Source organism: Bacteroidota bacterium (genome assembly GCA_030706745.1).
GTDB lineage: Bacteria > Bacteroidota > Ignavibacteria > Palsa-1295 > Palsa-1295 > PALSA-1295.
Window position 1 is genome coordinate 390,826 of sequence record JAUZNX010000001.1, and the last position, 24,822, is coordinate 415,647.

Sequence of the window (24,822 nt, forward strand, 5' to 3'; positions counted from 1 at the left end):
CCAAATAGACCAACCAAAGGATAGACCGCTTTTATCAGTGATGGCCATGAAAACGCGATATTTCATTCTCACAATTCTGCTTGCTGGCTGCTTCAACACTGTCAACGCGCAATGGACTTATCGGCGAGCGGTTTACACCGGACCGCTAATGTTTTCCTATCCCGTATTGACTAGTTATCCGCCACTAAGCACTGGAATGCCTCTTGAAGTTTTGATAGGCTACATTTACTTCGATAGCCTTTCGCGAACCATGCCACTCGCGCGTATAGACTCGTTTTTCAATGCGCTCGGTTATTCCGACACGCTCAAATATGCGTTGAAGTTTGCGTACGAAATAGATGACTACGATCCTGTTTCATTCTCGCAATACGTGAACAATCAGGAGCAGTATCCGCGTCATCGAGCAAATCTTGCAAGAGTCTTACAGTTTTTGTTCCGATCTATTTCCAAAACGTATCCCGACAGTCTCAAATCAACTTTGTTGCTTTATAATGCTGATTATATCGCTCACATTAGGGTTAATTGGACGAATTCGGTTATTGACACAGCACTCCCGGTTTTTCAGAATGGAATTGCAGCCGATTGCTCACTCATAGATGGAATAAAAGGGCAGCGCTATCCCCCTTGTGTACTTTCGAGCCTGCATGCTGCTGGGACTGGCTCGAACAAAGCTCTTAGTACTGACACGTGTGTCGAGTTTACCTATCGGCCTGACTGGCCCCGCTTCGCAAACGTACATTCAATTGATGCTACGGATTCAACACTGATCCTACAGGGTCATCAATGGGTCGAGGCAGATTCGGAATATATCGTTTTTCTTCAACTCCTGGATCTTGGACGAGATACCTCACTTAATTACTCGACTTTGGAGCCACTTCCAACCAAGAACACGATGGCCGGGATGTATCCGATTCGAGGTGGGATCGTCTTTGATCCGAACAACGACTTTGGTTTCGGAAGCGGCCTCACCGCGGATCAATTTAAGACCAAGCTTCGGCAGAAGATTAACTCTATCAAAAATCCATAGCGAGGGTTCGAAATCATGTTTAGATATTTCTTCGCTTCGGCACTCGTTGTGCTTTCGCTGATGCCACTGAGCAGTCAGGCCCAGAAAAAGCTATCGGCGCTGAGTGTGGACTGTCCTCCTGGGAAGCAATACCCATTTGTGTATTGCCCTGGGGCAATAATCCGTTGCAGTGCTTGCCCTAAGGATGATGCGGAACCCGGGGAAAAAGTAAATGCTCCGGGTCTGCCGACGAGTGTATGCGTGGATGACCGTCGAACGACGAGTAGCAGTGTGGCGATGTATGTTATTAACAACGGTCCATGCGCTTCAAATAAGATAGCTAAAGTCTTTGATCCTGTATACATGAATGAGGATGCTCATAATGCTCTATCAAATTGGAGTGGTATATGTGATCCTGATCCTGCTTCTCCGTGTTGCTGGCATATTATACTAACCGATGACGCTTCGTTCATCCAAGCCGACGGTCGTACTCCAGGCGGAGACAATCCAACACCTGCCTATACTATCCACAATTATGATCACGATGATTGCATCCTGTCTTGCGATGCACAATACACGGTGCTGAACTTTTGCCAGGATTTTATGTCCCCGAGCGTGGTGTTTGATAACGATCCAAGCGGAGATCCATGTGATTTTTCGGTCATGACTACCTCTTTTTATAACCCTGAACTCGCCTCAAACATCATACATCCTCAGCCATCTGACGGCCAGGTTGGAAACTACTTCCTGAACGTAACGGACGTTCTCACCCATGAGTTGGGGCACTATCTTGGCTATCCAGACGAGAATCTTCTTACCAATAGCGGCCTACCTTGTGCTCCCTATACGGCAGCTGACGGTATAATGTACGGTATTAATAATTGGGATGACCTCAAAACTCCTTCGAGCGTTGGCCTTCCCACTGGTGACCCTGTTCGCTGCTGGTTCAAACTTCTCTATTGCAGTAGCTGCACACTTTCGGTGGCCTCAGGCCACTCTTCCCCCGATGGCTTGGGCATTATTGATCTGCAGCCGAATCCAACAACTGCGAGACTCACCCTGACGTACACTTTGTCTAAGTCCTCGGTCGTCGCCATTGCGGTTTATGATCTGCTGGGGAACCAAGTTGGTTCACAAATCATGTCTCGTGCGGCGGCGGGTCTAAATTCGGCGAGCATTGACATCGGAGGCTCGGTAGCCGAAGGAGTGTACTACCTGCGCTTGAGCTCTGACGTTTCTGTCACTTCGATGAAATTTGTAAAGGCTGCTAAGTAGGAATACGCTCGCAGGTCTCAGGGACGTGATGAAAATCTTTACATTCCCTAATAGTTGTAAGACTACCGTTCGTCCCCTTGCCGAACACAGTGCCCGACCCCTACGCGTTTGAATTACTGGGCTTTGAACCCCGGGTTCTCGATTAACCCGACCGCATTCCCGAACGGATCGAGGACACTGGCGACCTTGATGCCCTCGCCGACGTCCTGAATCGGCAGGTGCGGCCGCGCGCCGATGGCCAGAATGTTGGCATAAGCTTCCTCGATGTTCGCGACGCCCCAGTACGTCAGCGGACCTTCCATCGGGCCAGATGCTTGCTTCTTCGGGTTCGGATCCAGACCAAGTTCGTAGCCGCCCACATTGTAGCCGATGTAGAACGGTTGATCGAAGTATGGCTCCGCACCCGTGAGCGCGTTGTAAAATTTCTTCGCCTTTGCGGCGTCGGAGACGGGATAGATGACGGTTCTCAGTCCTTGAAGCACGATATTCAATAGTTGCTGACTTCTCTCAGAGGTTTAGAAAATCGTCCACCGCAATTGCGGCCTCCCGAAGAATTGCCCGGAGTGTGCCTTCGGCCATATCGCGTGCATGTCTTGGCACGGTTACTTTCCTGCCGGAGATTGAATGCCGCCATACTTCGTGGCTTCCCGCGCCATGACGATCGAAGGTAAAGCCCAGGAGCCGCAATCGGCGTACTACCTCACGATAGGAAAACCCGGCAAGGCGGCCCATCGCTATGGCAGCGAAACTGGAACGAGCAGATCCTGCTGGGAAAAAGCATTGGCCAAGCGTTCCAGCGCAGGCGGGAGCGGATCCCCATGCTCGACACAGGATTCCGCAATCTTTCGCGTCAGGTCTTGGGCGATCTCCATCGCTTCCTGGACTGTTCGTCCTTCTGCTACAAGGCCAGGGACGTCGCTACTCGTAGCAAGAAAGCCGCCTTCCTCCAACTGCTCGACATGCAAATGAATGAGAGAATCCATAATAGCAGACAACCGTGTGGCAAAAGGTCAGCGTTCCCTGCCTTGAATACAATGCGCCTAAGTACCTGATGAAATTCTCACCCCGCTCCCGGTGTTAGGCACGTTCCCATGCCAAACACCAAGCCAGACCCCTTCGCGATTGAGTTACCGGTGCTGGCCATTCCGGGTCAGGACAACTCCCAACGGGAAATCGACAAACCCGAGAGCAACTGCGGCGTTGTAGGCATATTCAATCATCCCGAGGCAAGTGTTACCGCCTACTACGCATTGCACGCGCTGCAACATCGCGGACAAGAAGCGGCTGGAATTCTCGCGGCGAATTGGGAAGAATCCACTAACCCTGCCTCTTCTAATGGGAAGAGGGTCAATCATCTGAAGAGGCGCTTCGCGATTCATAAAGATAACGGCCTTGTCCTTGATGTCTTTAAGGATGACAAGATTCTTTCGGAAGTCCTGGTCGGCGATGCAGCACTCGCGCATAATCGCTACTCGACAACCGGCGCAAGCGGTAAAGTCGAGAACATCCAGCCGTTTTACATGCATTATCGCATGGGCAATTTTGGCCTGGCGCATAACGGCAACCTGACGAACACCCGCTCGCTCCGCGAGCAGCTTGCTAATCAGGGGACGATCTTCCAGACTTCGACCGACAGCGAACTCATCCTGCATCTGGTCGCGCGCTCGCAGAAGGAGGACCAGATCGAACAAATCCGCGACGCGCTCACGCAAACGCGCGGCGCATTCTCGCTTGCCTTGCTGACCGACTCTGCACTTATCGCTGTGCGCGATCCGCATGGCATTCGTCCGCTTGCGATCGGGCGCCTGAAAAAACCCGACGGCGAGTACGCCTACATGGTCGCGAGCGAGACGTGCGCATTCGATATCGTTGGCTTCGAATATCTGCGCGATGTCCAGCCGAACGAGATCGTGATCATCGATGCGCACACAGTGGCAACGGGCGAGATTCGTTCGGTGCAACTCGCCGAGCATGCACCAAAGCCGACCTATTGCATTTTCGAGTATATTTATTTCGCGCGACCCGACTCGAAAATCTTCGAAGAGAATGTCGATCGCGTCCGCCGCAAATTGGGCAAGAGCCTGGCCGTGGAATCGCCCGTCAAGAATGGCGAAGGCAAAAAGGTGACGGTTATCAACGTGCCGGACTCCTCGAACACCGCGACGCTTGGCTATGCAAGCCAAAACCAGCAGCTCGGCAATCAGACGAAATATCAGATCGGCCTCATCCGCTCACACTATGTAGGCCGCACGTTCATCCAGCCGGGACAAGACCGCCGCGAGATGAAAGTCAAGGTCAAGTTCAACACCGTCAAGGGCGTGCTTAAGGATAAGCGCGTTGTCGTCGTCGATGATTCGATCGTTCGTGGGACCACATCAAAAGCACTTGTCAACTTGATCCGTGAAGCGGCTCCGAGCGAAGTCCATCTACGCATCACGGCTCCACCCATTACACATCCCTGCAAATATGGGATGGACTTCCCAAGCAAAGACGAGTTGATTGCGAATCATCATTCGGATCAGGATGCAATCGGCGAGTACCTTGGCGTTGATTCGTTACGGTATCTATCGGTCAAGAAATTACTTGAAAGCGTACCGCGAAAGAATAAGGCTGGACAAGACATCGGATACTGCACAGCTTGCTTTACCGGCAACTATCCGGTCCCCTTCGATGAAGAGGCTGCCGAAACCGACGACTGAGCCATAGCTTTCCAAGCGTGCAACTCATTTGGTGCTTTTCTTGCTACACCAGTAGTTGTGAACCGCAAACAAATCAAATTTCTTCCGATCGTACTGGCCACTTGCCTGGCGCTTCTGGCTTCCTGCAAATCGGAACCCGAAAAATGGGAGAAATCACCCGGTCTCGAAATAACAGTCTTTCGCGATTATGACGCCGGCAAACCCTATATCACGACGCTCTACGAGAATTTCGGCAAGGATACGATCGAAAAAATCCGCTACCAACTGATTCTCGAAACGAAGGGTCACTTCGATACGGTCATGAAGGAGATCGACCCGCCGAAGCTCCTGCACCCCAAGGACCGCCACAGCGTACCGCGCGCGATTGGTGAAGATACCCTCGCCGCCGATTACGTCCACGTTGGACAAGTATGGGCGGTGAAGAAGAAATAGATTGCGCCGTTAGCGAAAAAAGAGAAATCGGCAGACGTTGTCTCGTTCGAGTGGTTTCAGTTCTTTGTGATCGGACGTAACGAAGACACTTCGAGTGGATATTGCGAGATACTTGGATCAAGCTCGTCATGCATCTCGATTCCCAGTGCCACCATGTCCCGTAGCACCCGATTTGCCGTCAGGTGGTCGGCCATCCGCCAGAAATGATAAAACACTTCGCAGGCATTGAGGGAATGAATGGTAACCAGCTCACGGGATGACAATAAGATATCTTGGATAACGAGATGACCCCGCTCGGAGTCGAAGAATGCTATCAGTGCGTTTGCATCCAGGACGTACTTCACTTCTTGCCGTTCGTTGATCGCTTGAGGTATCGCATTGCGAACTTTGCTTCTTCACGCGCGACTTCTTCCCGTCGATCGCGGATCACGTCATCTGAAGAACCTCCCACCCACGCATATTTACCACACATGGAGGTTACCAGCGCTCTCCACTCGGCGTCGGTCATCTTTTTTGCTTTGGCTGTCTTCGGCTTTGCTGTGGCTTTCATACTCTATCTGACTCTTTTAGAACCGAAAAAGTTCTAATAACCATGAGCGTTGACTGCGGCAGGACACCACCTTGTAAAGATGACCCCGGCTGGTGTCCTATCAATTCGCCTTAGCCGTGAGCCGTCTGCCACTGCTCGAACGATGTCGTCCGGTATGCGCCGGTGCCGATATATCGCAGGACTCCGGCGAATTCCTTCGCAGGCATGTAACCGGGAAGCTGGTCGACGATCTTGCCGTCGGGTGTTAAGAAGAGGACCGTCGGGTAGCCGGTGACCTGCCACTGAGTCGCGAGTTGACGCTCCGTGAGTTCTTTGCCGCCAAACGTATGACTTGTCGCGGATTCCGCGTTGATCTTCACCGCCGTGAAGTAATTATGCATTTCCTTCTGGACTTCTGGTGCGGGATAAACATCCTCATCCAATTTCTTGCACCAGTGGCACCAGTCGGTATAGACATCGACAAGGATGTACTTGTTCTGTGATTTCGCCTCGGCCATTGCTTGCTCGAGCGATTCGAATGGCGCGGCTGGCGCGGCTAAAGTATTGCTTACATTACTTGCCACCGCCTGCGAATGCGCGACCGCTTGTGAGGTGCTGCACGAGCCGCCGGGGCATAGTCCCGCTACCTTCGCAACAGCGAAGACCCCAATCAACCCAGCGAATCCGAGTATCCAGACCTTCATATTCATTCCTTTCATTGATATATCATATCGTTGTTTATCTTACCTAGCGTTTGTGTAAACGAAAGTTCTCTCTGAAAAATCCAGCGGATAAGATGACCAAATCCTCACGGAAGTCATCCGAGCACTTTTTGAATATACAATTCATCCGGGCACGTTGCTCATGCCATGTTGTTCGAATTGCCAGGTATGCAATCACAAATTCGATTGAACGTCCTGCTCGTGCTGGCTCTCGCGCTGGTCGCCGGATGCAGCTTCCCGAATCACGCCGAGCGAAAATACTTAGCCAGCATTTACGGTAGTTCTCCGAATATCCATGTCCCGAGAGCCCAGTTCGATACGGCATGGAGTCGCGCGAAGCGGTTCGTTTCGACCTATTCTTCACAACCAGTTCTCGTCGCGAATGACAGCCTTATTACGACGGACACTTCTAAACCGTCATACTTCTCGCGACTTTTCTCACCATATATTCACCAATATCCTGTCTGTAAAATCACGGCTCATCAGATTTCCGATGGCGTACTGATAAAGACACACTGTTGGGACGGCAGCCACAAGTCCGAAATCCTTGTCGACTATATCAAGACCGGCTTGCTGCCGTATCCCGAATTGATTGATAGATAATATCCAGCTCTTCTATTCTCTCGTCCTTCGCTCCCGCTTTTTCTCACTCTCTCGCTTCTTGGAGCTAAGCCGCCGCTCGACGGCCGATCTGGTCGGCTTCGATTTCTTTCGTTTCTTTGGCCGTAGAATGGCTTGCTGGAGTAGTGCTTCCAATCGATCGATCGCGGCTTGCCGGTTGCGAAGTTGACTGCGGTATTCCTGCGCGGCGATGTGCAGTTTGCCTTCGGTATCGAGTTTACTTTGGAGCCGACCCATCATCCACGCGCGGTCGGCCTCCGGGATGCTCGGCGAGTGCGCCAGATCGAACGCGATCTCGGCTCGCGTGGAAGTCTTATTGACGTGCTGTCCGCCGGGTCCGCTCGAACGAGTGAAGGAAATCTCGATCTCGGCGAGTGGAATTTGCAGGCGGTCCGAGATGTGGATCGCAAGCGAAACGCCCGCGCCACGCGCCTCACTTAATGTTTGGGAAGAAGACTCGGACATAACAGACAAAAATGAGGAAGAGGATAACAACATGGAGCGCAATGCGGCCCATCGCTCCGCCACCTTGATCGAGTTTGGATACGGCTTTGAGAGTCCCTCGCACGATCGGCTCGATAATTCGAATGGCCAGCGCAAACACCCCAAGCACACCGACCATCAAGAGTAGCGCCTTGAGGTACGGGGAGATAGAGTATCGATGGATAAAATCCTCCATGAGTCCCTCCGCCAGCCCGACGAGCAATCCGGATTCCAGGAGCACGAGAGTCCGGCGTGTCGGAACGGCACGCTGTGCTAAGCGGGCGGGGGCCGTCGGGCGGTGTGCTGTCTTGCGCTTACTCATTGGTCGGATCGGTCCGATCTCGTCAAAGCAAATAAAAAGGGACCAAGCTTACCACGTCACACTCGTACAATCGCTGAGAGCTGCTTCCTTCCGGACCTGACTCGGTTGGGCGCGTTCGAATTGCGTGGGACTCAGTCCCTCGAAGCGCGTAACGCGGAACGAGTAACGAGTGGTTTCTGGCAATTGAAATCAGCCAATATTTCTCGAGCGGCACTCCTCAGGCACCGGCGGCTTGCGCGGCTTTGACCTTGATGATGCGGGTTTCGAGTTCATGCAGAATGCGCAGCAGGTCGGACTTCAGGAAGGGCTTGGAGAGAAACGCGCTGCACCCGGCGGCCATACTCAGTCGAACATCCTCCTCGGTGGCAAAGCCGGCAACGCCGATAATTGGTGTCCAGGAATACTCGCTCGTCTGTCGGAAGAGTTTGGTCAGTTCCAATCCTCCCATGCCTTCGCTCAGCTTGAGATCGGTCAAAATATAATCATAATGGTGTTCGAGTGCCGCCTTGAGTCCTTCTTCGGCCGTCATCGCGGTATCGACATCGTAATGATTGCGGAGATAATAGTAAACGAGATCGGCGGTGCGGCCAATATCCTCGATGTGCAGCACGCGATACCGCTGCCCTGGCTCGGGTACCGTGCCGGGAGGCGATGGCGGTACCAGCTCAATATCGGGACGCAACGAAAGCGTCACGCTGATATTTGGACCGTCGTCGGACTCAGATATGGCGACGTTTGCGTGTCCGGCAATCGTGCGGATTAGCCGAAGGGCTTCCTGACGTTTCATCATGATGACTCAGACCGTTTTCCATTACAGAAATTTTGTCCCGATCAGAGTCATGAACTCCGACCGGGTTTGAGCTTCCTTGAATGCGCCGAGCATCGCGCTTGTCGTTGTGACCGAATTTTGTTTTTCGACACCGCGCATCATCATGCACAGATGTCGCGCTTCACAAACGACTGCAACACCAACGGGATCGAGATATTCCTGGATCGTATCGGCAATCTGCCGCGTCATCCGCTCCTGCGTCTGAAGTCGCCGTGCGAACACTTCCACCATGCGCGGGAGCTTCGAAAGACCGACGATCTTCCCGTTCGGAATATACGCGATATGCGCCCGGCCGTAGAATGGCAGCAGATGATGCTCGCACATCGAGAAAAAGTCAATGTCTTTGACGACGACCATTTCGTCGTACTTTTCCTCGAAGATCGCGCCGTTCAGGATTTTTTTAATATTTGCCGTGTATCCATGCGTCAGGTATTCCCACGCGGCCGAAACCCGGTGGGGCGTTCGCCAGAGTCCGGCGCGCTCCGGGTCTTCGCCAATCTCGGTGAGCAATTCGCGGGTGAGTTCACGGATGCGAGGGTTTGACTCAGCCTCGTTCTCTGCCGGCCCCATCGCACATGCGGAAGCAATAAATCCTTCGCGCTCATTTGCGGGGAGTTCGTCCAGATTGCGGGTTCGATTCGGAAGTGTAGTAATACTCATCGAGAAGTTAAGAATGAAGAATTAGGCGTGACGAGTTAAGAATGAAGAGTCGGGGACAAGAGCACGCGGATAGCGGTCTCATGAAGTGAGCATTTGATGTAATCGGTTGCATTCCTGAATTTTTCATTCTTAATGCTTCATGGGAGCGCCGCGATATTCCGCGTAATTATTATCGCTCTCGGCAATTCGAACCGAATGAAGATGACCGTCTGTAATCTGCGGTTCCAGCAGATCCCAAACTTTCAGCGCGATATTCTCGGCCGTTGGGATAATCCCTTCAAGCTCGGGCACATCGTAATTCAGGTGCTTGTGATCGAACCGGCCAATAACATGCTCTTCCATCAGAGCCGCAAGCCGCTTCAGATCGATGACATATCCAGTTTCCGGGTCTGGCTCGCCGGCCACCGTTACTTCGACGATGTAGTTGTGCCCATGCCCGCGAGGGTTGTTGCATTTATCGAAGATGCGTTCATTCTCGGCATCGCTGAACTTCGGGTTGAAGAGCCGGTGCGCCGCGGAGAAATGCGCCTTACGGGTGACGTATACCATTATTAGGGGAAATAGAGAATAATGAACCCGCAACAGGGCTATTTTGTCCCACTTGGGACACGAGATTGAGCGATGAGTTACACTGGCTCCGAAAGATCTCGCGCAATCGACTCGCGTTGTTCGTTCGTAAGCTGGGTCGCGAAACGATAATTCGGATGCCGGACGATCAGGCTTACATCACTCTGTCCAAAGCGAATGCGCTCGACATCCTGATCGGTGAGGTGCCATCGAACATACTGGACGGCGCTGATGCGCCCTTCTTCGGACTGCTCCTCATCAAACTGCGTCGCGATCTCCCATTCGCCAATTACGAGGAAAATGCTATTTTCCGTCAGGCCCACGAGCGAATCGAGTGTCGGCTTGATCTTCTCTTTTTCTGTAATCTCGACGAGAAGCGTTGCCGATAGCTCATTCCGGGAGGGCAGGAGTTTGCTGTATGTATCAATCTCGTGCTGGATTGCCTCGTCATGCACGAGCCGCTCCGTGCGCAGCATTTCCTGAATCTGGAATTGCACCGTCATCCGGTTCTCGAAGACGAACGTCATGACCGGGCCGACCTGCACCCGCCGGTGCCGCTTCTCCTCGATTACGCGTTTGCGCAGTTCCGGTCGGATCTTTTCGTATTGGGCGATGTCAAGAATGTCAGTGAGGGTGATGGGCATAGGAGTTAAACAAGTGGTATCGCATCCTCGTTACCGTTCCCGCTTCTGCAACGCTCGTGTCAGCGTATCATTGAGCGAGGGTGCACGAAGGGTCTTTTCCTGTTTTGAATTACTATCATCAAGGCTTGGACGATCGAAACTCTGTGCGTGCGGCTGGGATTGCCCGATCGTTGATGGCTCTTCGGCATTCGTATCATCAATGAACGTCTTGCGGCCCGGCACCGAATCGGAGGAAGGTGGATTGTGCTGCCCACCATCGATCTTCGGCATGTACTCCAGGCCCTGTCCGTTCGTGTCGCCGGAATGGTCCTGAATGGGGAAGTTCGGCGAGCTCGTGTTGCTGTAACTCGTAACGAAGTATTGAATCGCAGGCCGGAGTGCTTCGTAGGTATACTTCATAAACAAACCCCAGATTGGCGCGGCGGCACGACCACCCTGTCCATCGGCCCCAGTGAATGCTACGCGTTTATCATCGAACCCGACCCATACGCCGGCAGTAAAATGTGGAGTGTAACCGATGAACCATGCATCAGCGAAATTCTGTGTCGTACCGGTCTTGCCCGCGGCGGGAAAGTGAAATCCGAGTGTGCGGATGCGCGCTGCCGTGCCGGCATTAACAACATCGCTCAATGCCGATGTCATCATGTGGCAAATGCGCGGCTCCAGAACATTTTCGAATTCCGGATGCGAACGATAAATGACTTTGCCGTTCCGGTCCTCGACCCGAACGATCGCATAGGGTGTCGCGCGGACGCCATCGTTGGCGAATGTGCTGTATGCGCTGGTCAACTCCATCGGACTTACTTCCGCGGTGCCCAACGCGATGGATGGATAAGGCGGGATGTTCGACTTGATGCCCAATCGCTTCGCCATGCGCGTCACATCGTTCAGATTTGTGATTTCGAGCAGAGCATGTACCGCACAAAGATTCACCGAATATTGTAACGCGGCTCGGATCGTACGGTAGCCTCCGACGGACTCTCCTTCGAAATTTCCGGGCGACCAAATGTGATCGCCATCCGGAATCGAGATCGGCTCGTTCGAGACTGAAGTCTCTGGTGTTGCGCCATGCTCGAAACAGGACGCATAAATGATCGGCTTGAATGCGCTGCCGGGCTGACGAACGATTTGCGTAACGTGATTCAGTCCGTAGCGGGCCTCCCGGAAATTCGAACTGCCGACCATGGCGAGGATCTGACCGGTCGACTGATCGAGACACACAAATCCGCACTGCATGCGAATGGCTGCATCTTTGACACTATCGACGAAGGCTTTGTCAGCGCGCAATCCGCGCTCGACGCTTTGCTTTGCCGGAATGCCCGCTGCAATGCGATACTCGGGGCGGGCATGGGCCGCTTTCATCAGGAGTGTATCGAGCAGGCCTTTATGTGCTGCCCAATTCCATCGTTTATCGACCACGTTCTGCTGGTACTCAGCGATGTGCTCCAGGACGGCCTTGTTCGCAGCGCGCTGCATGGTCGCGTTTAGCGTCGTGTACACCACGAGTCCATCGCGGTAGAGATCGTATCCCTGAAGCTCCGGCTGTTTCGTCAGCTCCTGACGGATCATCTCGACGAAATGCGGCGCGATGCCTTCGTAGCCTTTGGCATCCTGCACGCGCAATGGTGTCGCTTTGAACTCGCCGGCCTGATAGCGCGTGATGTACTTTGCATCGGCCATGTTATCGAGCACGGTGTTCCGGCGCGCAACCGCGTGATCGTAATCGTCGTCCGGATCGTAATTTTCCGGACCTTTGAGCAATCCAATAAGATACGCGCCCTCTTGTGGCAATAAATGACTGACATCTTTGCCAAAATATACCTGGCTGGCTGCTTCGATCCCATAGGCGCCGCGGCCAAAGTACGCGACGTTCAGATACATCGCGAGAATCTCATTTTTGGTATGCGACCGCTCGATCTGTACGGCGCTCGCCATTTCACGCAGCTTGCGTAGAATAGACTTTTCCTGAGAGAGATAGAGATTCCGAGCCAATTGTTGGGTGATCGTGCTCGCGCCTTGTCGCGGCGAGAGCGTGATGAGGTCCGTCCATGCCGCGCGGATATTGCCCCAGATGTTAATGCCCCAGTGGTGATAAAAATCGCGGTCCTCCGTTGCGATCAGCGCCGCTACGACATAGCGAGGCACTGACTTCAGATCGACGGTCGTCCGGTTCTTGATGAAGTACTGATCGAGCCGTTCACCATCGGCACTGATCAGCCGGGTGGCAATCTCCGGATGTGGATTTTCGAGTTGGTCCAGGGTCGGCATGCCTTTACTGACAGCAATCCAAAGCCAGACGCCAGCCAGTAGAAATCCGATAAATATGGAGCCGACGACAATTTCCCAACGGTGCAGGCTTCGGCGTTTCCGGTCGCGCTGTTCCGCATCCTCATTCGTTTCGATCAATGGCTCATCCAAGCCCCCATTTGGAGCGGATTCCTCGTGATCTTCGTGCCACCATCGATTCGGCATAATTGGGGGGGTTCAAGGAGCATTCTCGATCCGAAATCCCGCTTCGTCAAAGACCCCGTAGGTATAACTGCGGAGCCAATCGCCAAGATTAATGTACGTTCCGCCGTGTGCGGAAATGATCGCAGGATCATGCTTGTGGCCCATGACCACATAATCCGCTTCGCGATTCATAAGGATGTTCTCCGCGAATTGTCGGAGACCATCATATTTCTTGAGCGCATTGCGGGCATCCGTATGAAGTCGCGAGCGCCCGGATATCCATTCGGCAAAGGGAATGCCGAGGTCCGGATGTATGATCTTATAGGCCGCCTGCGCAAAGGGACTCCGTAAAAGTTTGCGCAAGAAAAGATAACCGGTGTCGTTCGCGGCCTTGCCATCGCCATGGGCAATATAAAAGCGTTTTCCAAGCAATTCGCGGCGAATATCCATGCGATGAAGCGGAATCGACAATTCCTCTTCGAAAAAGTCCCGATGCCCGAAATCATGATTGCCCATCAGATACTCGACCGGCACCCGGTCAGCGATCCGTGCCAGTGCGGCAATGGTGCGCACATGCCGTCGCGGGATCACATGGGCAAAATCGAACCAGGAATCGAATAAATCGCCAACGACAAAGACGCCACCGGCTTCACCACGAATAGCTTCATCGAGAATTTTGTCGAGCAACGTAAGCAAACGGCCTTCCCGGGCTCGGTCTTCCTCCCGAGGACCATAGCCCAAGTGCACATCACTAATGAAGTAATATCTCAAAGAAAAAGGAGCAGGTTGTATCGTGAATTGCAATTTTTTTTGCCCCATCCGTAACAATCGGGCCGCGAGAGTGTTTCTTCCTTGTACGTTTCATCGTGGATGGACGGTCATTCACCCTGATTTTATAGGACTTATATGATCCATCGGAGCTTCCTGTTTGTCGCCATCGGGTGCAGCTTGTTAGGCGGAATCCTTTTCGGAGGCTGCACCCCTGCCTGCGACATTGTCCCAACGCAATCGTTAGCCCATCTTCGGATCATCGATGCTGTCGCCGATGTGCCGGAGGTAACGATTCGAATCGACAACAGCAAAGTGTTCGATCACGCCTACTATAATCTCGATCGCTACACAGCACCGTTCCATCCGCTGGGCTACATCAGTCAGTACCTGGATGGCTCAGGCCTTTCGGCTGGCCCGCACCGTATTACCGTCTACGAAGGCCATGACACACTCGGCAGAGTCATACTCGATACTTCATTGACGCTCACCGAGCAGGATGAAACGCTGACTTGCGCCGGACTCCAGGCTGACCTCGCCAACGCACGTCCGCGAATTATCCAACTGTATGACGAGTGGCCATTCGATGGGACCGGCCCGTCACGGCTCCGATTTGTGCAGGCGGTTCCGGATCTGATCAAGGGAATCGATGTCTATTTTCTCGATTCCGGCAAAGGACCGCGGATCGATACGACCAACCATGTCGATACACTCAAGCCGGATATTCGGCTTGCTTTTGGAGAAGTAACGGATGGACAAGGGGGCGGACGAGGCACCGGCAAATCATTCTCGGACTATGTCGTGCTCGGTTACGCGCCGAACACGCTCATCACAATCGCGAAGGATACCAGCGCATCCGGCATTATCGTCCGTGTGCCATATCCGCTCAGCACGAGTGGGCTCTTCTCAACGATCCTGATTCGAGGCCGCGGACAGCCGGTAGATACCCAGGCGAATATTGCATTGGTCGATTTCCGTGATGGCTCGAAATTCGGCGGTTCGACATCCATCGATTATCGCCTCTATGGCGTCCGATTCCTCAATGCCACGAGGATCGACAGCTTGAGCCTCCTGGTCCACCAACCGGGAGCAATCAAGGCGGAGCCCGATCCTCGCGATAATTTGCCGCAGCAACAGGTCGTCTTCGATATCAAGCCCAACGCGATCTCCGAATACTGGCGACTGACAACCACCTTTGATTGGGACCCGATCTTCACGATCGCAAAATCGCACCATCAAACGGGTGCCGATAGCGTCTTTAACTTGCAGTTTGCGACAGAGGACAACGCGCGCTACACGCTGATCGCCGAGGAAACGACACCGCTTGGTTCTCCGAACTCTGTCATTTCCGTGCTCCGTCTCAATGATACGTTGGATATTCCAGCAAATGCGAATCAGTGCCGTGCTCGGTTCATCAATGCTTCGCCGGATCATGCGACGATCACCGTGACGGATTCCACGACGGGTGCTCTCATTGCTTCGCTTGGTGCAGAGGGCACGGTTGTCACGAAAGATATTCCGATCAGCAATCACACGATCAAGGTTAGCGATGGTACCAACTCCAAAAACATACCGCTAAACCTGACCAACGATTCGCCGATTTCCATCATCTTCACCGCCGCTTCCACAAGCGATTCATTCCCGTATGCCATCGCAACCAAATAAGCTGCCGATACTCCAGTTCATCACAAAAGAAGGCGGCTGCTCGCTCTGCGAGGAAGCCTTCGAAGAGGTCGAGTCCGCGAAAGACTACGTCGATTTCGAAGTTGAAATCGTGAAGCTCCGCGAGGGCGATAGCGATTGGGAGCGTTACAAAAACGACTTCCCGGTGATTCTGATCGATGGCAAATTTGCATTCCGACACCGCACGACACGGGACCTTCTGATTCGAAAGCTGCAGCCAAAACCGAAGTGGAAGTTTTGGTCACGGAATCAATGACAGCAATGACGACACAGGATCCCGATGGAAGCGTTCGATAAGAGCTACATTATCTAAGAGTAACTTCTCAATAACCTTGGTCGGACAATTGCCCGAGAATATCCCAATGACCTTCGGAGGAAAGCCGTAAAGAAGGCTCCGATGATGGAAGTCTGCGTCTTTGGATACAATGCAGAAGTCATTTGCAATGGCATATTCCCAGATATCTTCGTCTGGCGAACGCTATAGGCCGATGTCCCGAACATGGTGCGTGCCGGGAGAGCACTTACAAGCTTGTGTGAGAGATTCTCATCAAGCAACAGTCTCATGCTGCGAGTCCCATAATCTGACGCTCTCTATCGGCGGCAAACGCCAAACAGGCCTGGAAATCTTCTGGCTCGAGGTCGGGGAAATCGGCAAGAATCTCTTCATTCGTCATGCCCGAAGCCATATAGTCGAGCACATCATATACGGTAATGCGTAGCCCACGAATACATGGCTTGCCGCTACGCTTACCCGGTTCGATCGTGATGCGGTCCCTGTAGTCCATGAAGGACGAACTACGAGCGGTACGGAGGAATTCCTTAATGCTCGACGATCATTCGTTGTGCGATTTCACCTGTAGCGGTCTTGAGCCGGTAGATATACGCCCCGCTTGCGAGCCGGCTCGTATTGAACGACACTCGTTGCAGACCGGCTTCTTGCCGCTGATCGATGATGCGCTCGAGCTCCGCACCGCTGGTGCTGAAAATTCCTAACTCAACAGGCCCTGATGCGGGCAGCGCATATTCTATTGTCGTGAGGCCTGAAGCGGGATTGGGATAATTCTCCATCAGCGTCAGACCCATCGCGTTCGGGTCCGCCGCGACAGCTTGCTGCGGCTGCGCTTTGAATATCCCAAGCGAAGTCCAATTCGAATTCGTCGAGTATGTGCCGTTGGTGTCGGCAGTCAGAATAGACCGGATGTCCGAATCAATTTGCGTTTGCGAACCACCTTCCATGAGCCATTCATTCAGCATGGTGGTGTAAACATTTCGAAACTCATGCTGCGGATCGTAGGCCAGATTACCAGCGATGAGCGAGTTCGTGTCAAGCTTCGGATCGCTGCCGTGCACACCCGGAATGACTTGTGTTGAAATCACAAAATGCGGCGCGGCGGTACCGTGATCGGTGCCGGAACCATTCTCTTTGGGACGCCGGCCGAATTCGGAATATGTCATGATGGCAACCTGATCGGCGATACCGAATGCCTCAAGATCTTGCTGGAATGCCAGGAGCGCATCGCTCAGTGCGCCAAGGAGTTTGGCCTGTCCTGTCAATTCATTTGAGTGCGTATCGTAACTGCCTTGCGTGACAAGGTAGATCTTTGTCTGGACCTGTCCCAAATCGATCTGGCTCTTGATCATTTGTGCGATGCCCGCGAAATCCGTCGCAAGGGCGTTGCCTGTAGGATAGGTCACGTTGTTAGATGAGACGCTCCGTCCGCCGATCGTTTGTGCGTAAATCTCCGTCTCTTCCTGGATGATGCGAACATACGCAAGCTCATTGTATTGCGTCGTCGGGTTCGGCGGGATCGCATCGTAATGGTGGGTGCTCGGATTCGACGCTGTCGGCATCTGGTTGATCGCGACACCCATGCCGCCGGTCTGTGCAAGAAAGAGATTGCTCAGCGCGTTACCAAATTCGACCGCGAGTGGCCAACTTCCCGACGGAATCGTCTGTGGCGGATAACCGGGATTTTGAGAGAGCAAATAGCGTCCAATCCAGCCAGTGGAAGCATAGATTGAGGGATCGGTCGCCGTGTTCCAAATATCGGTCCCACGAAAATGCGAGAGGCTCGGTGTCGCGTACCCGACGTTCTGCAAAATGGCAACTTTGCTTTCAGCATAGAGCGTACTCAGGCCGGTCATCGCGCCATGAAATGCGAGCGTATTATGGTCCGGGAGCACGAGCAGATTGTCGGCAGTCTTATCGAGTCCGAGCGTGGGCCGAAGTTGCTTATAGAGCGAATCGGTATATGGCACGAGACAATTCAGTCCATCATTGCCACCCTGAAGTTGGACGATGACGAGCACTTTATTATTGTTCGCACTCGTCGTTTCGAGCGCGCGCCGGAGCGGCGAGCGCCCGAGCGCGCGAACGGGCCGTCCACCGATGAGCACCGGAAGAGTATTGACTGCTACGCCAAGTTTAAGTCCTGTCTTAAGAAAATCGCGACGTTTCATAAACCGCCTCCATGTCCCTTCTTTACTTTAATTGAAGGGGATGTTATTAATAGAGTTGAAATTCCGGCAAGTTGGTCATGAGTACCGCGAAATTCTTCGCGCCCAATGTATTGTACTGGTAGTTCGGATTCGGATACGTCCCTTGAATATCGATATCGAGATCTCCGCCTTCATTTGGCCCGAGTGTAAATGCGAGCGAAGCCGCTTCGAGGCTCTGACTCAATGCGGCAGAGGGCAGCGATTGGGCATTGGCAATTTGGCTTGCGTAGCGATCGGCATCGAAGGCCAAATTCCAGTTCTTTTTCGCATTGACCAATGCATTATTCACGATGCCGAGACTATAAATCTCTCGGTTCTGGAATGTGCCGGTCGAGATCCAGTTATGACCGCCGGGCCAACCTTTGACGTTTGGAGGATTCAGAAGTTGTTGACCCTGGCCACTCATGATCGAGGTAATAACCGAAAGCGTCGGATTCGGATCGCCATACGTGTTGTATCCCTGAGTATCGGTACCGGTGACCGGTGGATCGGCCGCATTGAATGCGGGATAGCTGAGTGCTAACTCGCGGACAAGGCTCCCAAAAAATTCAGCAGGGCTTTTCAATTGTGCGCCGATCGTATTCACGTCGTAAAAATGCGCGCTCGAAAGCAGCGCTCGCATGACCGGTGCGATCTCGAAATTATTCGCAAGCATGACGGTTGCCATTGTATCGATCACGCTGGGATTCGGCACATAATAGACGAATGCCTGATAGAGCTTCTGGCAAACAAAGTAAGCGGCGTTATAGCCCTGCGGCGTGCCTTGCTCGAATATGATATTGAGCACATCCTGAAGTCCCCAATTCCCCGTCTGGCCTAAAAATGTCTTGACACCGGTATCTCGACGATCGGGATTTCCGTTGGTGCCATCCCAGAGGACGCCGGTATATGGGGCGGTCTTTCCTTCCTTCCATCCAGCCAAGGCCCGAGCGGCATTTTGCACATCGGTCTCAGTGTAGTTCGGTTGAGCGGTTTTCGGGTCGAGAATGCCGAGTGTGAACAGCTCCATCAACTCACGAGCGAAATTCTCGTTGATGTGCGGCGTGCCATTCTCGACAAAATTCTGATCGCCGTTCAAATAGACCAGCATCGCCGGATTGATTGCGATCGCGTGGGCAAACGTCTTGAAATTCCCAAGCGCATACTGACGGCAGGTCTGCAAGTACGAATACATATACGGCGCCAACTGCACTGTGAGCGAGCCAGTCACAAAATGATTGGTCCAGAGCAGTGTCAGCTTCTCACGCAGCGAAAGGTCTTCTTTCACGATGAGATCGAACCACCAATTTGCGATCTGATTGATTCGATTGCCGTGTAGGCGATTAAAATTGGTGGCCTCCACCTGATAGTTCGGGTCCTTCGGACTGGGTGGCGTTAAATCCCACACCCATGCCGCGGGATCCGGCGGTAACGGGACACTGCCGAGATCGGCGGCGGCGAGCAACCGGTCGAGCACGGCCGACATTGTGCCGAGTGACTTCGCTTCCGCAAACTGCGCGGGCGGAACACCGAACATCGAGCGTCGAAGCAAATGATGTAGCAGTTCATCAGACCAGGGACCGGTATACGGTGTCAGGTCATTCGACTCGGTTTGAAGTGGTGCATCGAGTGGAGTCAAGTTCGACCGCATGCGATACCACGCGCGATCGGTTCGGCGGGCGGCAACGGCTCCCGAAGGTTCGAGTGTTTCGAAAATGCTGCCGGCTCCGATAAGTGAAGCGGCGGCTCCGCCAGCTTTTAGTAAGGTCCTGCGTTCCATGGCAGACGACAAGATTAGATGGTTCGAAGCGACGATTGCTTCCGAATTCCGGCCACCCACGACACGATGGCAGCTCCTATAGACGATGACCTAAACAAAATGGTTTAATCTCGGTGTTCGAAGGGGGATATGAGCACTCCCCGCAATCCTTCGAAAGCTCCGCGCCGGGACCGGGGTGAGATTCTCATTGGTATCTTCAAGCTTTTGAAGGCCATTCTCGTGCTGGCGCTGGCGTTTGGTGCTCTTTCGTTAGTCCATCGAGATGTGCAAGAGGTGCTGGCGCATCGATTCGAGCAACTTGGCGTCGATCCGGGCAATCGTTACATTCACCATTTGCTCGTGCAAGCGGGATTGGCAAGTCCGGGGCGGATCAAGGTCTTCACTGCTGGCTTCTTTTTCTATGGTGCAATATTCGCTATAGAAGGCGTTGGGTTGCTCCTGGCAAAACGATGGGCGGAATATTTCACCGCGATCGTTACCGGCTCATTCCTTCCCTGGGAGATTTATTCGATCTCTCGCCATCCAGACAACTTGAAAGCTATTGTGATCGCCCTGAATATCGCAACAGTGATCTATTTGATTGTGCGAATCAGAAAGCCGCTGAAGCATGAGTGATCGTGGCATGTACCTTGCCCGGTAATATACAGGATTATACTATACCAATCAAAGTATTATGGAAAAATTATCGGAGGCTCATTATGACAAGAACAAGAAAGAAAAAATCAGATTCACTCACACGCAGTAGTGGAATGTCAAGTAACGGTTCAGGACTTCGTTCGTCATCCAGCTCGCGGTCCAGAACATCGCGAGGCCGGAGTGGACGTTCATTGCGTCGAAGCAGATCACGTAGCTCCAGCCGAAGCCGCTCCAGTATGGGTAGCTCCAGCAGGAGCAAACGGTATTCGACGATACTCGGAATGCCACCATGGCTTGCGATTTCACTCGGATGTGTCGGTGTCGGCACGCTCCTCTATGGAGTAATGCAGTTCGATGCCGTCAGCGATTTCATGGACCCCGTCATCCATGATGTCGGCGAATTCTTTGGGCTGAGTGAAGACGGTATTGACACAGAAAACATCACGCATGACCGCTTCTATCGCGGAATTGGTGTATAAGCTGCGGCAATTGACTCAAGACAATCAATAGAATATGGCGCCACTTCGAGTTCGGAGTGGCGCCTCTATGATATTCGGAATTCAGGGCCGGATTAGAATGGCAGATCGTCAGCAGGAGCCGAGGCCGGCTCATAGTCTGGCTCCGGCGCGGAGTTGCTGGCTGCGGGTGCGCGATAGTTAGACGTGGCGGGCGTGCTCATCGCCGCATTCGGTCCACCCTGACCACCGAGAAGAATCAAATCGTTGGCGATGATCTCGGTAAAGTACTTCGTTTGGCCGTCCTGCTCGTATTTGCGAGTTGAAATCTTTCCTTCGACATAGACCTGCTTGCCCTTTTTCACATATTGATTGCAGGTTTCCGCGAGCTTATCGAACGCGACGATATTATGCCACTCGGTGTGATCGACCCATTCGCCACTGGCCTTGTCTTTGCGCCGATCGTTGGTTGCAAGACTGAACTTTGCGATGGCCATCCCGGCACCGGAGTATGCGATCTCGGTATCTTTGCCAGCATGGCCCATGAGCATGACTTTATTGAGACTTCTGCCTGCCATAGTAATCTTCCTTCTTCTTTAAATAATGCGGTTGGTGCCCGTCAACGGGTTTCTAAATATACGGAGGAACTCGCGGACGTCGAAAAATTCTAACCGTTTCGAGCGGAGTAAAGTTGTACGCTATTGCTTGATGATGATCCGCGTTAGACTTGTACCCTGACCACTGACTTCTATCGCCAGCAACCCGGAGGGAATATGTGAGAGATCGATTTCATCGCCGTTCGCAACTGATGTACGGAGCACAACGCGACCAAGCATGTCACTCGCGCGAATCGAGAGGGGCAAGCCAGCCGGGAGGTCGCGCAACTCGACGCGCACGCGTTGCGTGGCCGGGCTTGGCCACACTTCAATACCACTTCCGGTCCGGCTGCCTGGTTTGACGTCCAGCGTTCCATTCCATCTACCGATTGTCAGTTGCAGGTTTTTTCTTGCATCGGCAGCGTTCACGCCGAGTGCCATGCCGTAGACGATCGAAGTCTCGCCGCCCGTAAAATCAAGATTCGCTCCGAGCAGAACGGCAACATCACCTTGGCCGGCGCGCACGTTATTCTGCTGAAAGAGATCCCATTTCAGGGCTTGCGAAAATACACCACTGACTGATCGGCCCGTATCGTATGAGTTGTTCAAAGCATAGTGCCGAATCGGCGAGCCGATTGGGAAGACCTCCGCAATCTTCATTGCCACGGTCGCATATCCAGGTTCGTTGCGCTGTGTGTAGAAGATACTATCTCGCGCATCGAACCAGGTCGAATCGCGCAGGCCGAACTCGCCGATGTCCCAATCCATATAAATACCGGCGTCGAGATGCGTGAAGCTGGAAGGGATATCCGTTCGTGCCATGCTATAGGCCAGGATTACTCCATTCGCTGCCGCACCCGGCTCGGCATAGCATTCTTCGTTGACCCGCACGCCAACCCGCTGGGAAGCATCTGCGATACTGTCCGAGAAACTTCCAAAGACAAAGTCGCCGGTATCTTTCGTCTGTTGCGAGAGTGGTTGAATCGGTGTGAACGTGGCGCCGTCGCCGCCGGAATTAAATCCGCCGATTGCATCGACGACATGGGAGCTGTCCGAAGCAATGATAAGTCCACCGCCCAAGAGAACATCGCGGCCATCGACCCGAATCTGACTCGGCGCGTTCATCCATCGGAAGCCATCGCCATGCTGATCGAGCGTGGCATCCCGAAATCCGATGGCACCGTTATCCGTGATCGTTACTGCGAGATTGTTGTGAACAGTCGCATACCCCGGATTCGCATGGACGACAAAGTAATCATAATCGCCGGTGTAGCCTACCGAGGAATCGCTCAGCCACAGGCGGACAAGAAGATCCGTTTGTGGCGGAGTTGTGCTATCGGCAGTGATGCTGATCGTCACTATTGAGGAATCCATCGGACCCATCGAGCTCATCGGTCCGATCGTTTGCTTATCGAGAGCAAAGTGCCCTCCGTTCGGAAGCGGATTGCCCTGAACATCCAGGAGTTGGAGCGTCACATTCGCATCGGGCAACGAGTCGAGATAATTTTTGAGTACCAGACGGTATTGCGCGGACTCACCGGAGACAATCCATTGCCGGATCGTGTCCAACTTTTGCGCGCGTTCGAGCCGGAGCGAGTATGCATGGGCATCGCTCAGCGCCCGATAGACATTCATCATTCCGCGGCCATTAAAACCCGGATGTGGATCCAGCAGGATGGGATCGCACGTCGCGCGCAATCGCTCCATCGCCCAACGGTTCGTAGCATTCGGCCAGTGTTGGCGAATCAGCGCCAGTGCCCCCGCAGCTTGCGGAGCCGACATGCTGGTGCCGCACATTTCGCCATATCCGCTGGCATCGGTATCGGAAGAGCTCCCACAGAGATCCAACGGACAGCGCGCGGCCAAATCGGGATAGAGCGTGCTCAGAATTGAATCCCCCGGCGCGCCGACAGCGACATGTGTGCTCGAGTTTGCGTAGTTCTTGACGCTGCCATCCGAAGCCAGCGCCGTGACGGCAAAGGCATGGTCGAACGAAGAAGGATAATTCTCGGCGAGCGTCCCATTGTTGCCGGCCGAACAGACGACGCAGGCATTTTTGAAGTAGGCATAATCGATCACGTCCTGATCGGCTTGCGACCGGCCTGACGAACCCCAACTGCAACTAATGACTTTGGCACCGTGGTCCACCGCATAGAGAATTCCCTGAAAGCCACTGTTGATCTCGTCCTGACAGGGGAAATTACTCTCCGCTTTGATGACCATGAGCCTCGCGCCGAACGCCTCGCCGGCAATGCCGATGTTGTTGTTTCCGACCGCGGCCAGGATTCCGGCGACGATATGCGCGTGGTCCGATTCCGACGTCGGATGGTTGCTTGACGAGCTGCCGAAGAATCCGCTGAAATCCCAGCCTTGCCAGTCATCGACAAATCCATCAGAATCATCATCGATGCCATTGGAGCTTTTGTCATTGCCCTGAGCGTCGGTCCCCATCTCACCGGAGTTGTGCCAGATGGCCGCAGCCAGGTCTTCATGATCGAGCGAAACTCCGCCGTCGATCGATGCAACGACCATCGTCGAATCACATTGCTGAATGCCCCAGGCCGCAAGCGTATGAGTGACTTTTAGATAGTACTGCGAGTCGAGCAATGGATCGTTTGTCAGCGCATTGTGCTTCCGGACAAAGACCGGCTCGGACAGTTCGATCAGCGACGATTTGTGCGCATAAAGGATCACGCGTTCTGGAGAAATGTCATTGGAGAACTCCAGCGTGAACCAGCGGGAAAGTTTGTCCTCCGCAATCGCCAGATCGTTGAGGGGATTGGCGCGAACGGAAGCATCGCTCCCATGAAATAACCCCGGATTCAGCCGTTCGCGAATATCCTCAAAGACGGCACTGTGCTGCGCGGCAAATGGCGCGAACCGCGTGATGTGAATAGTCGGAGGAAGTCCCAGAAGCGATCCGATAGAATCGGACTCATGAAGAATGATTTGTTGGATATCGTGCTCTCGCACGCGGTGCATCGCAAACGCAGCACGAAGTGGTGCAATCGCCTGCGGCCGAACGAGGACTCGGATCAAGTGGGGGACTTCGCCCGTAGGCTGCGCGTTCACTGTGCCGGCGCTCGCAAGGACGATTAGAAGAATCGAAAGGGTGTTCCTCATCGCAGGGGGCAACTCTTGATAAAGCCTAATGACTCCCTGAAACCAGTACGATGCCATCCGTAG

General features: G+C 53.4%; 29 protein-coding genes, 1 other RNA gene and 1 pseudogene. 9 read left to right on the forward strand and 22 right to left on the reverse strand.

Annotation, left to right across the window (positions count from 1 at the left end):
* Positions 1–46 precede the first annotated feature (46 nt).
* Positions 47–1,027, forward strand: coding sequence for a hypothetical protein (locus tag Q8902_01730; GenBank protein MDP4198272.1), 981 nt, complete (start codon positions 47–49; stop codon positions 1,025–1,027).
* A gap of 15 nt (positions 1,028–1,042) precedes the next feature.
* Entirely contained in the window at positions 1,043–2,281 is a 1,239-nt protein-coding gene (locus Q8902_01735) for a T9SS type A sorting domain-containing protein (protein ID MDP4198273.1), read from the forward strand.
* 113 nt (positions 2,282–2,394) lie between these two features.
* Here the strand turns inward: Q8902_01735 and Q8902_01740 are convergent, their stop codons facing one another.
* From Q8902_01740 to Q8902_01750, 3 genes are read right to left on the reverse strand one after another with little or no spacing between them, the layout of a single operon-like run.
* Entirely contained in the window at positions 2,395–2,763 is a 369-nt protein-coding gene (locus Q8902_01740) for a VOC family protein (GenBank protein MDP4198274.1), read from the reverse strand.
* Between the two features lie 25 nt (positions 2,764–2,788).
* Positions 2,789–3,013 carry a type II toxin-antitoxin system HicA family toxin gene (locus Q8902_01745; protein MDP4198275.1) on the reverse strand — a complete coding sequence of 75 codons (225 nt, stop codon included), beginning with the start codon at positions 3,011–3,013 and terminating at the stop codon, positions 2,789–2,791.
* A gap of 2 nt (positions 3,014–3,015) precedes the next feature.
* Positions 3,016–3,264: a type II toxin-antitoxin system HicB family antitoxin gene (locus tag Q8902_01750; GenBank protein MDP4198276.1), complete on the reverse strand. Its 249-nt coding sequence runs from the start codon at positions 3,262–3,264 to the stop codon at positions 3,016–3,018.
* A 108-nt stretch (positions 3,265–3,372) separates the two neighbouring features.
* Here Q8902_01750 and purF point away from each other — a divergent pair, with 108 nt between their 5' ends.
* Both purF and Q8902_01760 read left to right on the forward strand, forming a co-directional pair.
* Positions 3,373–4,980 (forward strand): amidophosphoribosyltransferase, encoded by a 1,608-nt coding sequence (gene purF, locus Q8902_01755; GenBank protein MDP4198277.1) that lies wholly within the window; start codon positions 3,373–3,375, stop codon positions 4,978–4,980.
* Between the two features lie 57 nt (positions 4,981–5,037).
* Complete coding sequence (locus tag Q8902_01760; GenBank protein ID MDP4198278.1) at positions 5,038–5,412, forward strand: hypothetical protein; 375 nt, start codon at positions 5,038–5,040, stop codon at positions 5,410–5,412.
* Between the two features lie 56 nt (positions 5,413–5,468).
* Here the strand turns inward: Q8902_01760 and Q8902_01765 are convergent, their stop codons facing one another.
* The 3 genes from Q8902_01765 to Q8902_01775 form a co-directional block, all read right to left on the reverse strand.
* Positions 5,469–5,756 carry a hypothetical protein gene (locus tag Q8902_01765; protein MDP4198279.1) on the reverse strand — a complete coding sequence of 96 codons (288 nt, stop codon included), beginning with the start codon at positions 5,754–5,756 and terminating at the stop codon, positions 5,469–5,471.
* Positions 5,753–5,962, reverse strand: a complete 210-nt coding sequence (locus Q8902_01770; protein MDP4198280.1) for a hypothetical protein — start codon at positions 5,960–5,962, stop codon at positions 5,753–5,755. Before Q8902_01770 ends, Q8902_01765 begins: the two co-directional genes overlap by 4 nt.
* A gap of 110 nt (positions 5,963–6,072) precedes the next feature.
* Complete coding sequence (locus tag Q8902_01775) at positions 6,073–6,660, reverse strand: thioredoxin fold domain-containing protein (protein MDP4198281.1); 588 nt, start codon at positions 6,658–6,660, stop codon at positions 6,073–6,075.
* 171 nt (positions 6,661–6,831) lie between these two features.
* Here Q8902_01775 and Q8902_01780 point away from each other — a divergent pair, with 171 nt between their 5' ends.
* Complete coding sequence (locus tag Q8902_01780; GenBank protein MDP4198282.1) at positions 6,832–7,266, forward strand: hypothetical protein; 435 nt, start codon at positions 6,832–6,834, stop codon at positions 7,264–7,266.
* Positions 7,267–7,278: 12 nt separating this feature from the next.
* Here Q8902_01780 and arfB read toward each other — a convergent pair whose 3' ends face one another.
* From arfB to Q8902_01825, 9 genes are all read right to left on the reverse strand, one after another.
* Positions 7,279–7,749 (reverse strand): alternative ribosome rescue aminoacyl-tRNA hydrolase ArfB, encoded by a 471-nt coding sequence (arfB, locus tag Q8902_01785; GenBank protein ID MDP4198283.1) that lies wholly within the window; start codon positions 7,747–7,749, stop codon positions 7,279–7,281.
* On the reverse strand, positions 7,718–8,089 hold the full coding sequence (locus Q8902_01790; GenBank protein MDP4198284.1) for a hypothetical protein: 372 nt from the start codon (positions 8,087–8,089) through the stop codon (positions 7,718–7,720). The genes arfB and Q8902_01790 overlap by 32 nt, the downstream gene beginning before the upstream one ends.
* A 37-nt stretch (positions 8,090–8,126) precedes the next feature.
* Positions 8,127–8,226: signal recognition particle sRNA small type (gene ffs / locus Q8902_01795), an RNA gene on the reverse strand.
* A gap of 80 nt (positions 8,227–8,306) precedes the next feature.
* Complete coding sequence (locus Q8902_01800) at positions 8,307–8,879, reverse strand: response regulator (protein ID MDP4198285.1); 573 nt, start codon at positions 8,877–8,879, stop codon at positions 8,307–8,309.
* A gap of 21 nt (positions 8,880–8,900) precedes the next feature.
* Positions 8,901–9,488 carry a GTP cyclohydrolase I FolE gene (gene folE, locus Q8902_01805; protein ID MDP4198286.1) on the reverse strand — a complete coding sequence of 196 codons (588 nt, stop codon included), beginning with the start codon at positions 9,486–9,488 and terminating at the stop codon, positions 8,901–8,903.
* Between the two features lie 219 nt (positions 9,489–9,707).
* Complete coding sequence (locus tag Q8902_01810; GenBank protein MDP4198287.1) at positions 9,708–10,127, reverse strand: 6-carboxytetrahydropterin synthase; 420 nt, start codon at positions 10,125–10,127, stop codon at positions 9,708–9,710.
* A 77-nt stretch (positions 10,128–10,204) separates the two neighbouring features.
* On the reverse strand, positions 10,205–10,789 hold the full coding sequence (locus Q8902_01815; protein MDP4198288.1) for a DUF3501 family protein: 585 nt from the start codon (positions 10,787–10,789) through the stop codon (positions 10,205–10,207).
* Positions 10,790–10,819: 30 nt separating this feature from the next.
* On the reverse strand, positions 10,820–13,261 hold the full coding sequence (locus tag Q8902_01820) for a PBP1A family penicillin-binding protein (GenBank protein MDP4198289.1): 2,442 nt from the start codon (positions 13,259–13,261) through the stop codon (positions 10,820–10,822).
* Positions 13,262–13,273: 12 nt separating this feature from the next.
* Positions 13,274–14,059, reverse strand: coding sequence for a UDP-2,3-diacylglucosamine diphosphatase (locus tag Q8902_01825; GenBank protein ID MDP4198290.1), 786 nt, complete (start codon positions 14,057–14,059; stop codon positions 13,274–13,276).
* Positions 14,060–14,146: 87 nt separating this feature from the next.
* On the opposite strand from Q8902_01825, the gene Q8902_01830 reads away from it, so the two are divergent.
* On the forward strand, positions 14,147–15,673 hold the full coding sequence (locus Q8902_01830; GenBank protein MDP4198291.1) for a hypothetical protein: 1,527 nt from the start codon (positions 14,147–14,149) through the stop codon (positions 15,671–15,673).
* Complete coding sequence (locus tag Q8902_01835; protein MDP4198292.1) at positions 15,654–15,947, forward strand: glutaredoxin family protein; 294 nt, start codon at positions 15,654–15,656, stop codon at positions 15,945–15,947. Before Q8902_01830 ends, Q8902_01835 begins: the two co-directional genes overlap by 20 nt.
* Here the strand turns inward: Q8902_01835 and Q8902_01840 are convergent.
* The 4 genes and pseudogenes from Q8902_01840 to Q8902_01855 form a co-directional block, all read right to left on the reverse strand.
* A pseudogene (locus tag Q8902_01840) lies at positions 15,933–16,255 on the reverse strand (DUF5615 family PIN-like protein). The gene Q8902_01835 and the pseudogene Q8902_01840 sit on opposite strands and share 15 nt — an antisense overlap.
* Positions 16,252–16,476, reverse strand: a complete 225-nt coding sequence (locus Q8902_01845) for a DUF433 domain-containing protein (GenBank protein ID MDP4198293.1) — start codon at positions 16,474–16,476, stop codon at positions 16,252–16,254. Before Q8902_01845 ends, Q8902_01840 begins: the two are co-directional and overlap by 4 nt.
* Before the next feature lie 34 nt (positions 16,477–16,510).
* Entirely contained in the window at positions 16,511–18,151 is a 1,641-nt protein-coding gene (locus tag Q8902_01850) for a DUF1501 domain-containing protein (protein MDP4198294.1), read from the reverse strand.
* A 46-nt stretch (positions 18,152–18,197) separates the two neighbouring features.
* Complete coding sequence (locus tag Q8902_01855) at positions 18,198–19,949, reverse strand: DUF1800 domain-containing protein (GenBank protein ID MDP4198295.1); 1,752 nt, start codon at positions 19,947–19,949, stop codon at positions 18,198–18,200.
* A gap of 129 nt (positions 19,950–20,078) precedes the next feature.
* Between Q8902_01855 and Q8902_01860 the strand changes: the two genes are divergently transcribed.
* Complete coding sequence (locus Q8902_01860; GenBank protein ID MDP4198296.1) at positions 20,079–20,564, forward strand: DUF2127 domain-containing protein; 486 nt, start codon at positions 20,079–20,081, stop codon at positions 20,562–20,564.
* 117 nt (positions 20,565–20,681) lie between these two features.
* Here the strand turns inward: Q8902_01860 and Q8902_01865 are convergent, their stop codons facing one another.
* The gene (locus Q8902_01865; protein ID MDP4198297.1) at positions 20,682–20,876 is read right to left on the reverse strand and encodes a hypothetical protein; all 195 of its coding nucleotides are present in this window, start codon (positions 20,874–20,876) and stop codon (positions 20,682–20,684) included.
* Between Q8902_01865 and Q8902_01870 the strand changes: the two genes are divergently transcribed.
* Positions 20,867–21,064 (forward strand): hypothetical protein, encoded by a 198-nt coding sequence (locus Q8902_01870; protein ID MDP4198298.1) that lies wholly within the window; start codon positions 20,867–20,869, stop codon positions 21,062–21,064. The two genes, Q8902_01865 and Q8902_01870, sit on opposite strands and share 10 nt — an antisense overlap.
* 92 nt (positions 21,065–21,156) lie before the next feature.
* Here Q8902_01870 and ssb read toward each other — a convergent pair whose 3' ends face one another.
* Together ssb and Q8902_01880 are read right to left on the reverse strand one after the other, a co-directional pair.
* On the reverse strand, positions 21,157–21,618 hold the full coding sequence (gene ssb / locus Q8902_01875; protein MDP4198299.1) for a single-stranded DNA-binding protein: 462 nt from the start codon (positions 21,616–21,618) through the stop codon (positions 21,157–21,159).
* Between the two features lie 120 nt (positions 21,619–21,738).
* Positions 21,739–24,759 carry a S8 family peptidase gene (locus tag Q8902_01880; protein MDP4198300.1) on the reverse strand — a complete coding sequence of 1,007 codons (3,021 nt, stop codon included), beginning with the start codon at positions 24,757–24,759 and terminating at the stop codon, positions 21,739–21,741.
* Positions 24,760–24,822 lie beyond the last annotated feature (63 nt).

Coding starts and splice junctions, on each gene's coding strand:
- Q8902_01730 (MDP4198272.1), top strand. CDS start 47: ATGAAAACGCGATATTTCATTCTCACAATTCTGCTTGCTGGCTGCTTC.
- Q8902_01735 (MDP4198273.1), top strand. CDS start 1,043: ATGTTTAGATATTTCTTCGCTTCGGCACTCGTTGTGCTTTCGCTGATG.
- Q8902_01745 (MDP4198275.1), bottom strand. CDS start 3,013: ATGGGCCGCCTTGCCGGGTTTTCCTATCGTGAGGTAGTACGCCGATTG.
- Q8902_01750 (MDP4198276.1), bottom strand. CDS start 3,264: ATGGATTCTCTCATTCATTTGCATGTCGAGCAGTTGGAGGAAGGCGGC.
- purF (MDP4198277.1), top strand. CDS start 3,373: ATGCCAAACACCAAGCCAGACCCCTTCGCGATTGAGTTACCGGTGCTG.
- Q8902_01770 (MDP4198280.1), bottom strand. CDS start 5,962: ATGAAAGCCACAGCAAAGCCGAAGACAGCCAAAGCAAAAAAGATGACC.
- Q8902_01775 (MDP4198281.1), bottom strand. CDS start 6,660: ATGAAAGGAATGAATATGAAGGTCTGGATACTCGGATTCGCTGGGTTG.
- Q8902_01780 (MDP4198282.1), top strand. CDS start 6,832: ATGCAATCACAAATTCGATTGAACGTCCTGCTCGTGCTGGCTCTCGCG.
- arfB (MDP4198283.1), bottom strand. CDS start 7,749: ATGTCCGAGTCTTCTTCCCAAACATTAAGTGAGGCGCGTGGCGCGGGC.
- Q8902_01790 (MDP4198284.1), bottom strand. CDS start 8,089: ATGAGTAAGCGCAAGACAGCACACCGCCCGACGGCCCCCGCCCGCTTA.
- Q8902_01800 (MDP4198285.1), bottom strand. CDS start 8,879: ATGATGAAACGTCAGGAAGCCCTTCGGCTAATCCGCACGATTGCCGGA.
- folE (MDP4198286.1), bottom strand. CDS start 9,488: ATGGGGCCGGCAGAGAACGAGGCTGAGTCAAACCCTCGCATCCGTGAA.
- Q8902_01810 (MDP4198287.1), bottom strand. CDS start 10,127: ATGGTATACGTCACCCGTAAGGCGCATTTCTCCGCGGCGCACCGGCTC.
- Q8902_01815 (MDP4198288.1), bottom strand. CDS start 10,789: ATGCCCATCACCCTCACTGACATTCTTGACATCGCCCAATACGAAAAG.
- Q8902_01820 (MDP4198289.1), bottom strand. CDS start 13,261: ATGCCGAATCGATGGTGGCACGAAGATCACGAGGAATCCGCTCCAAAT.
- Q8902_01825 (MDP4198290.1), bottom strand. CDS start 14,059: ATGGGGCAAAAAAAATTGCAATTCACGATACAACCTGCTCCTTTTTCT.
- Q8902_01830 (MDP4198291.1), top strand. CDS start 14,147: ATGATCCATCGGAGCTTCCTGTTTGTCGCCATCGGGTGCAGCTTGTTA.
- Q8902_01835 (MDP4198292.1), top strand. CDS start 15,654: ATGCCATCGCAACCAAATAAGCTGCCGATACTCCAGTTCATCACAAAA.
- Q8902_01845 (MDP4198293.1), bottom strand. CDS start 16,476: ATGGACTACAGGGACCGCATCACGATCGAACCGGGTAAGCGTAGCGGC.
- Q8902_01850 (MDP4198294.1), bottom strand. CDS start 18,151: ATGAAACGTCGCGATTTTCTTAAGACAGGACTTAAACTTGGCGTAGCA.
- Q8902_01855 (MDP4198295.1), bottom strand. CDS start 19,949: ATGGAACGCAGGACCTTACTAAAAGCTGGCGGAGCCGCCGCTTCACTT.
- Q8902_01860 (MDP4198296.1), top strand. CDS start 20,079: ATGAGCACTCCCCGCAATCCTTCGAAAGCTCCGCGCCGGGACCGGGGT.
- Q8902_01870 (MDP4198298.1), top strand. CDS start 20,867: ATGCCACCATGGCTTGCGATTTCACTCGGATGTGTCGGTGTCGGCACG.
- Q8902_01865 (MDP4198297.1), bottom strand. CDS start 20,876: ATGGTGGCATTCCGAGTATCGTCGAATACCGTTTGCTCCTGCTGGAGC.
- ssb (MDP4198299.1), bottom strand. CDS start 21,618: ATGGCAGGCAGAAGTCTCAATAAAGTCATGCTCATGGGCCATGCTGGC.
- Q8902_01880 (MDP4198300.1), bottom strand. CDS start 24,759: ATGAGGAACACCCTTTCGATTCTTCTAATCGTCCTTGCGAGCGCCGGC.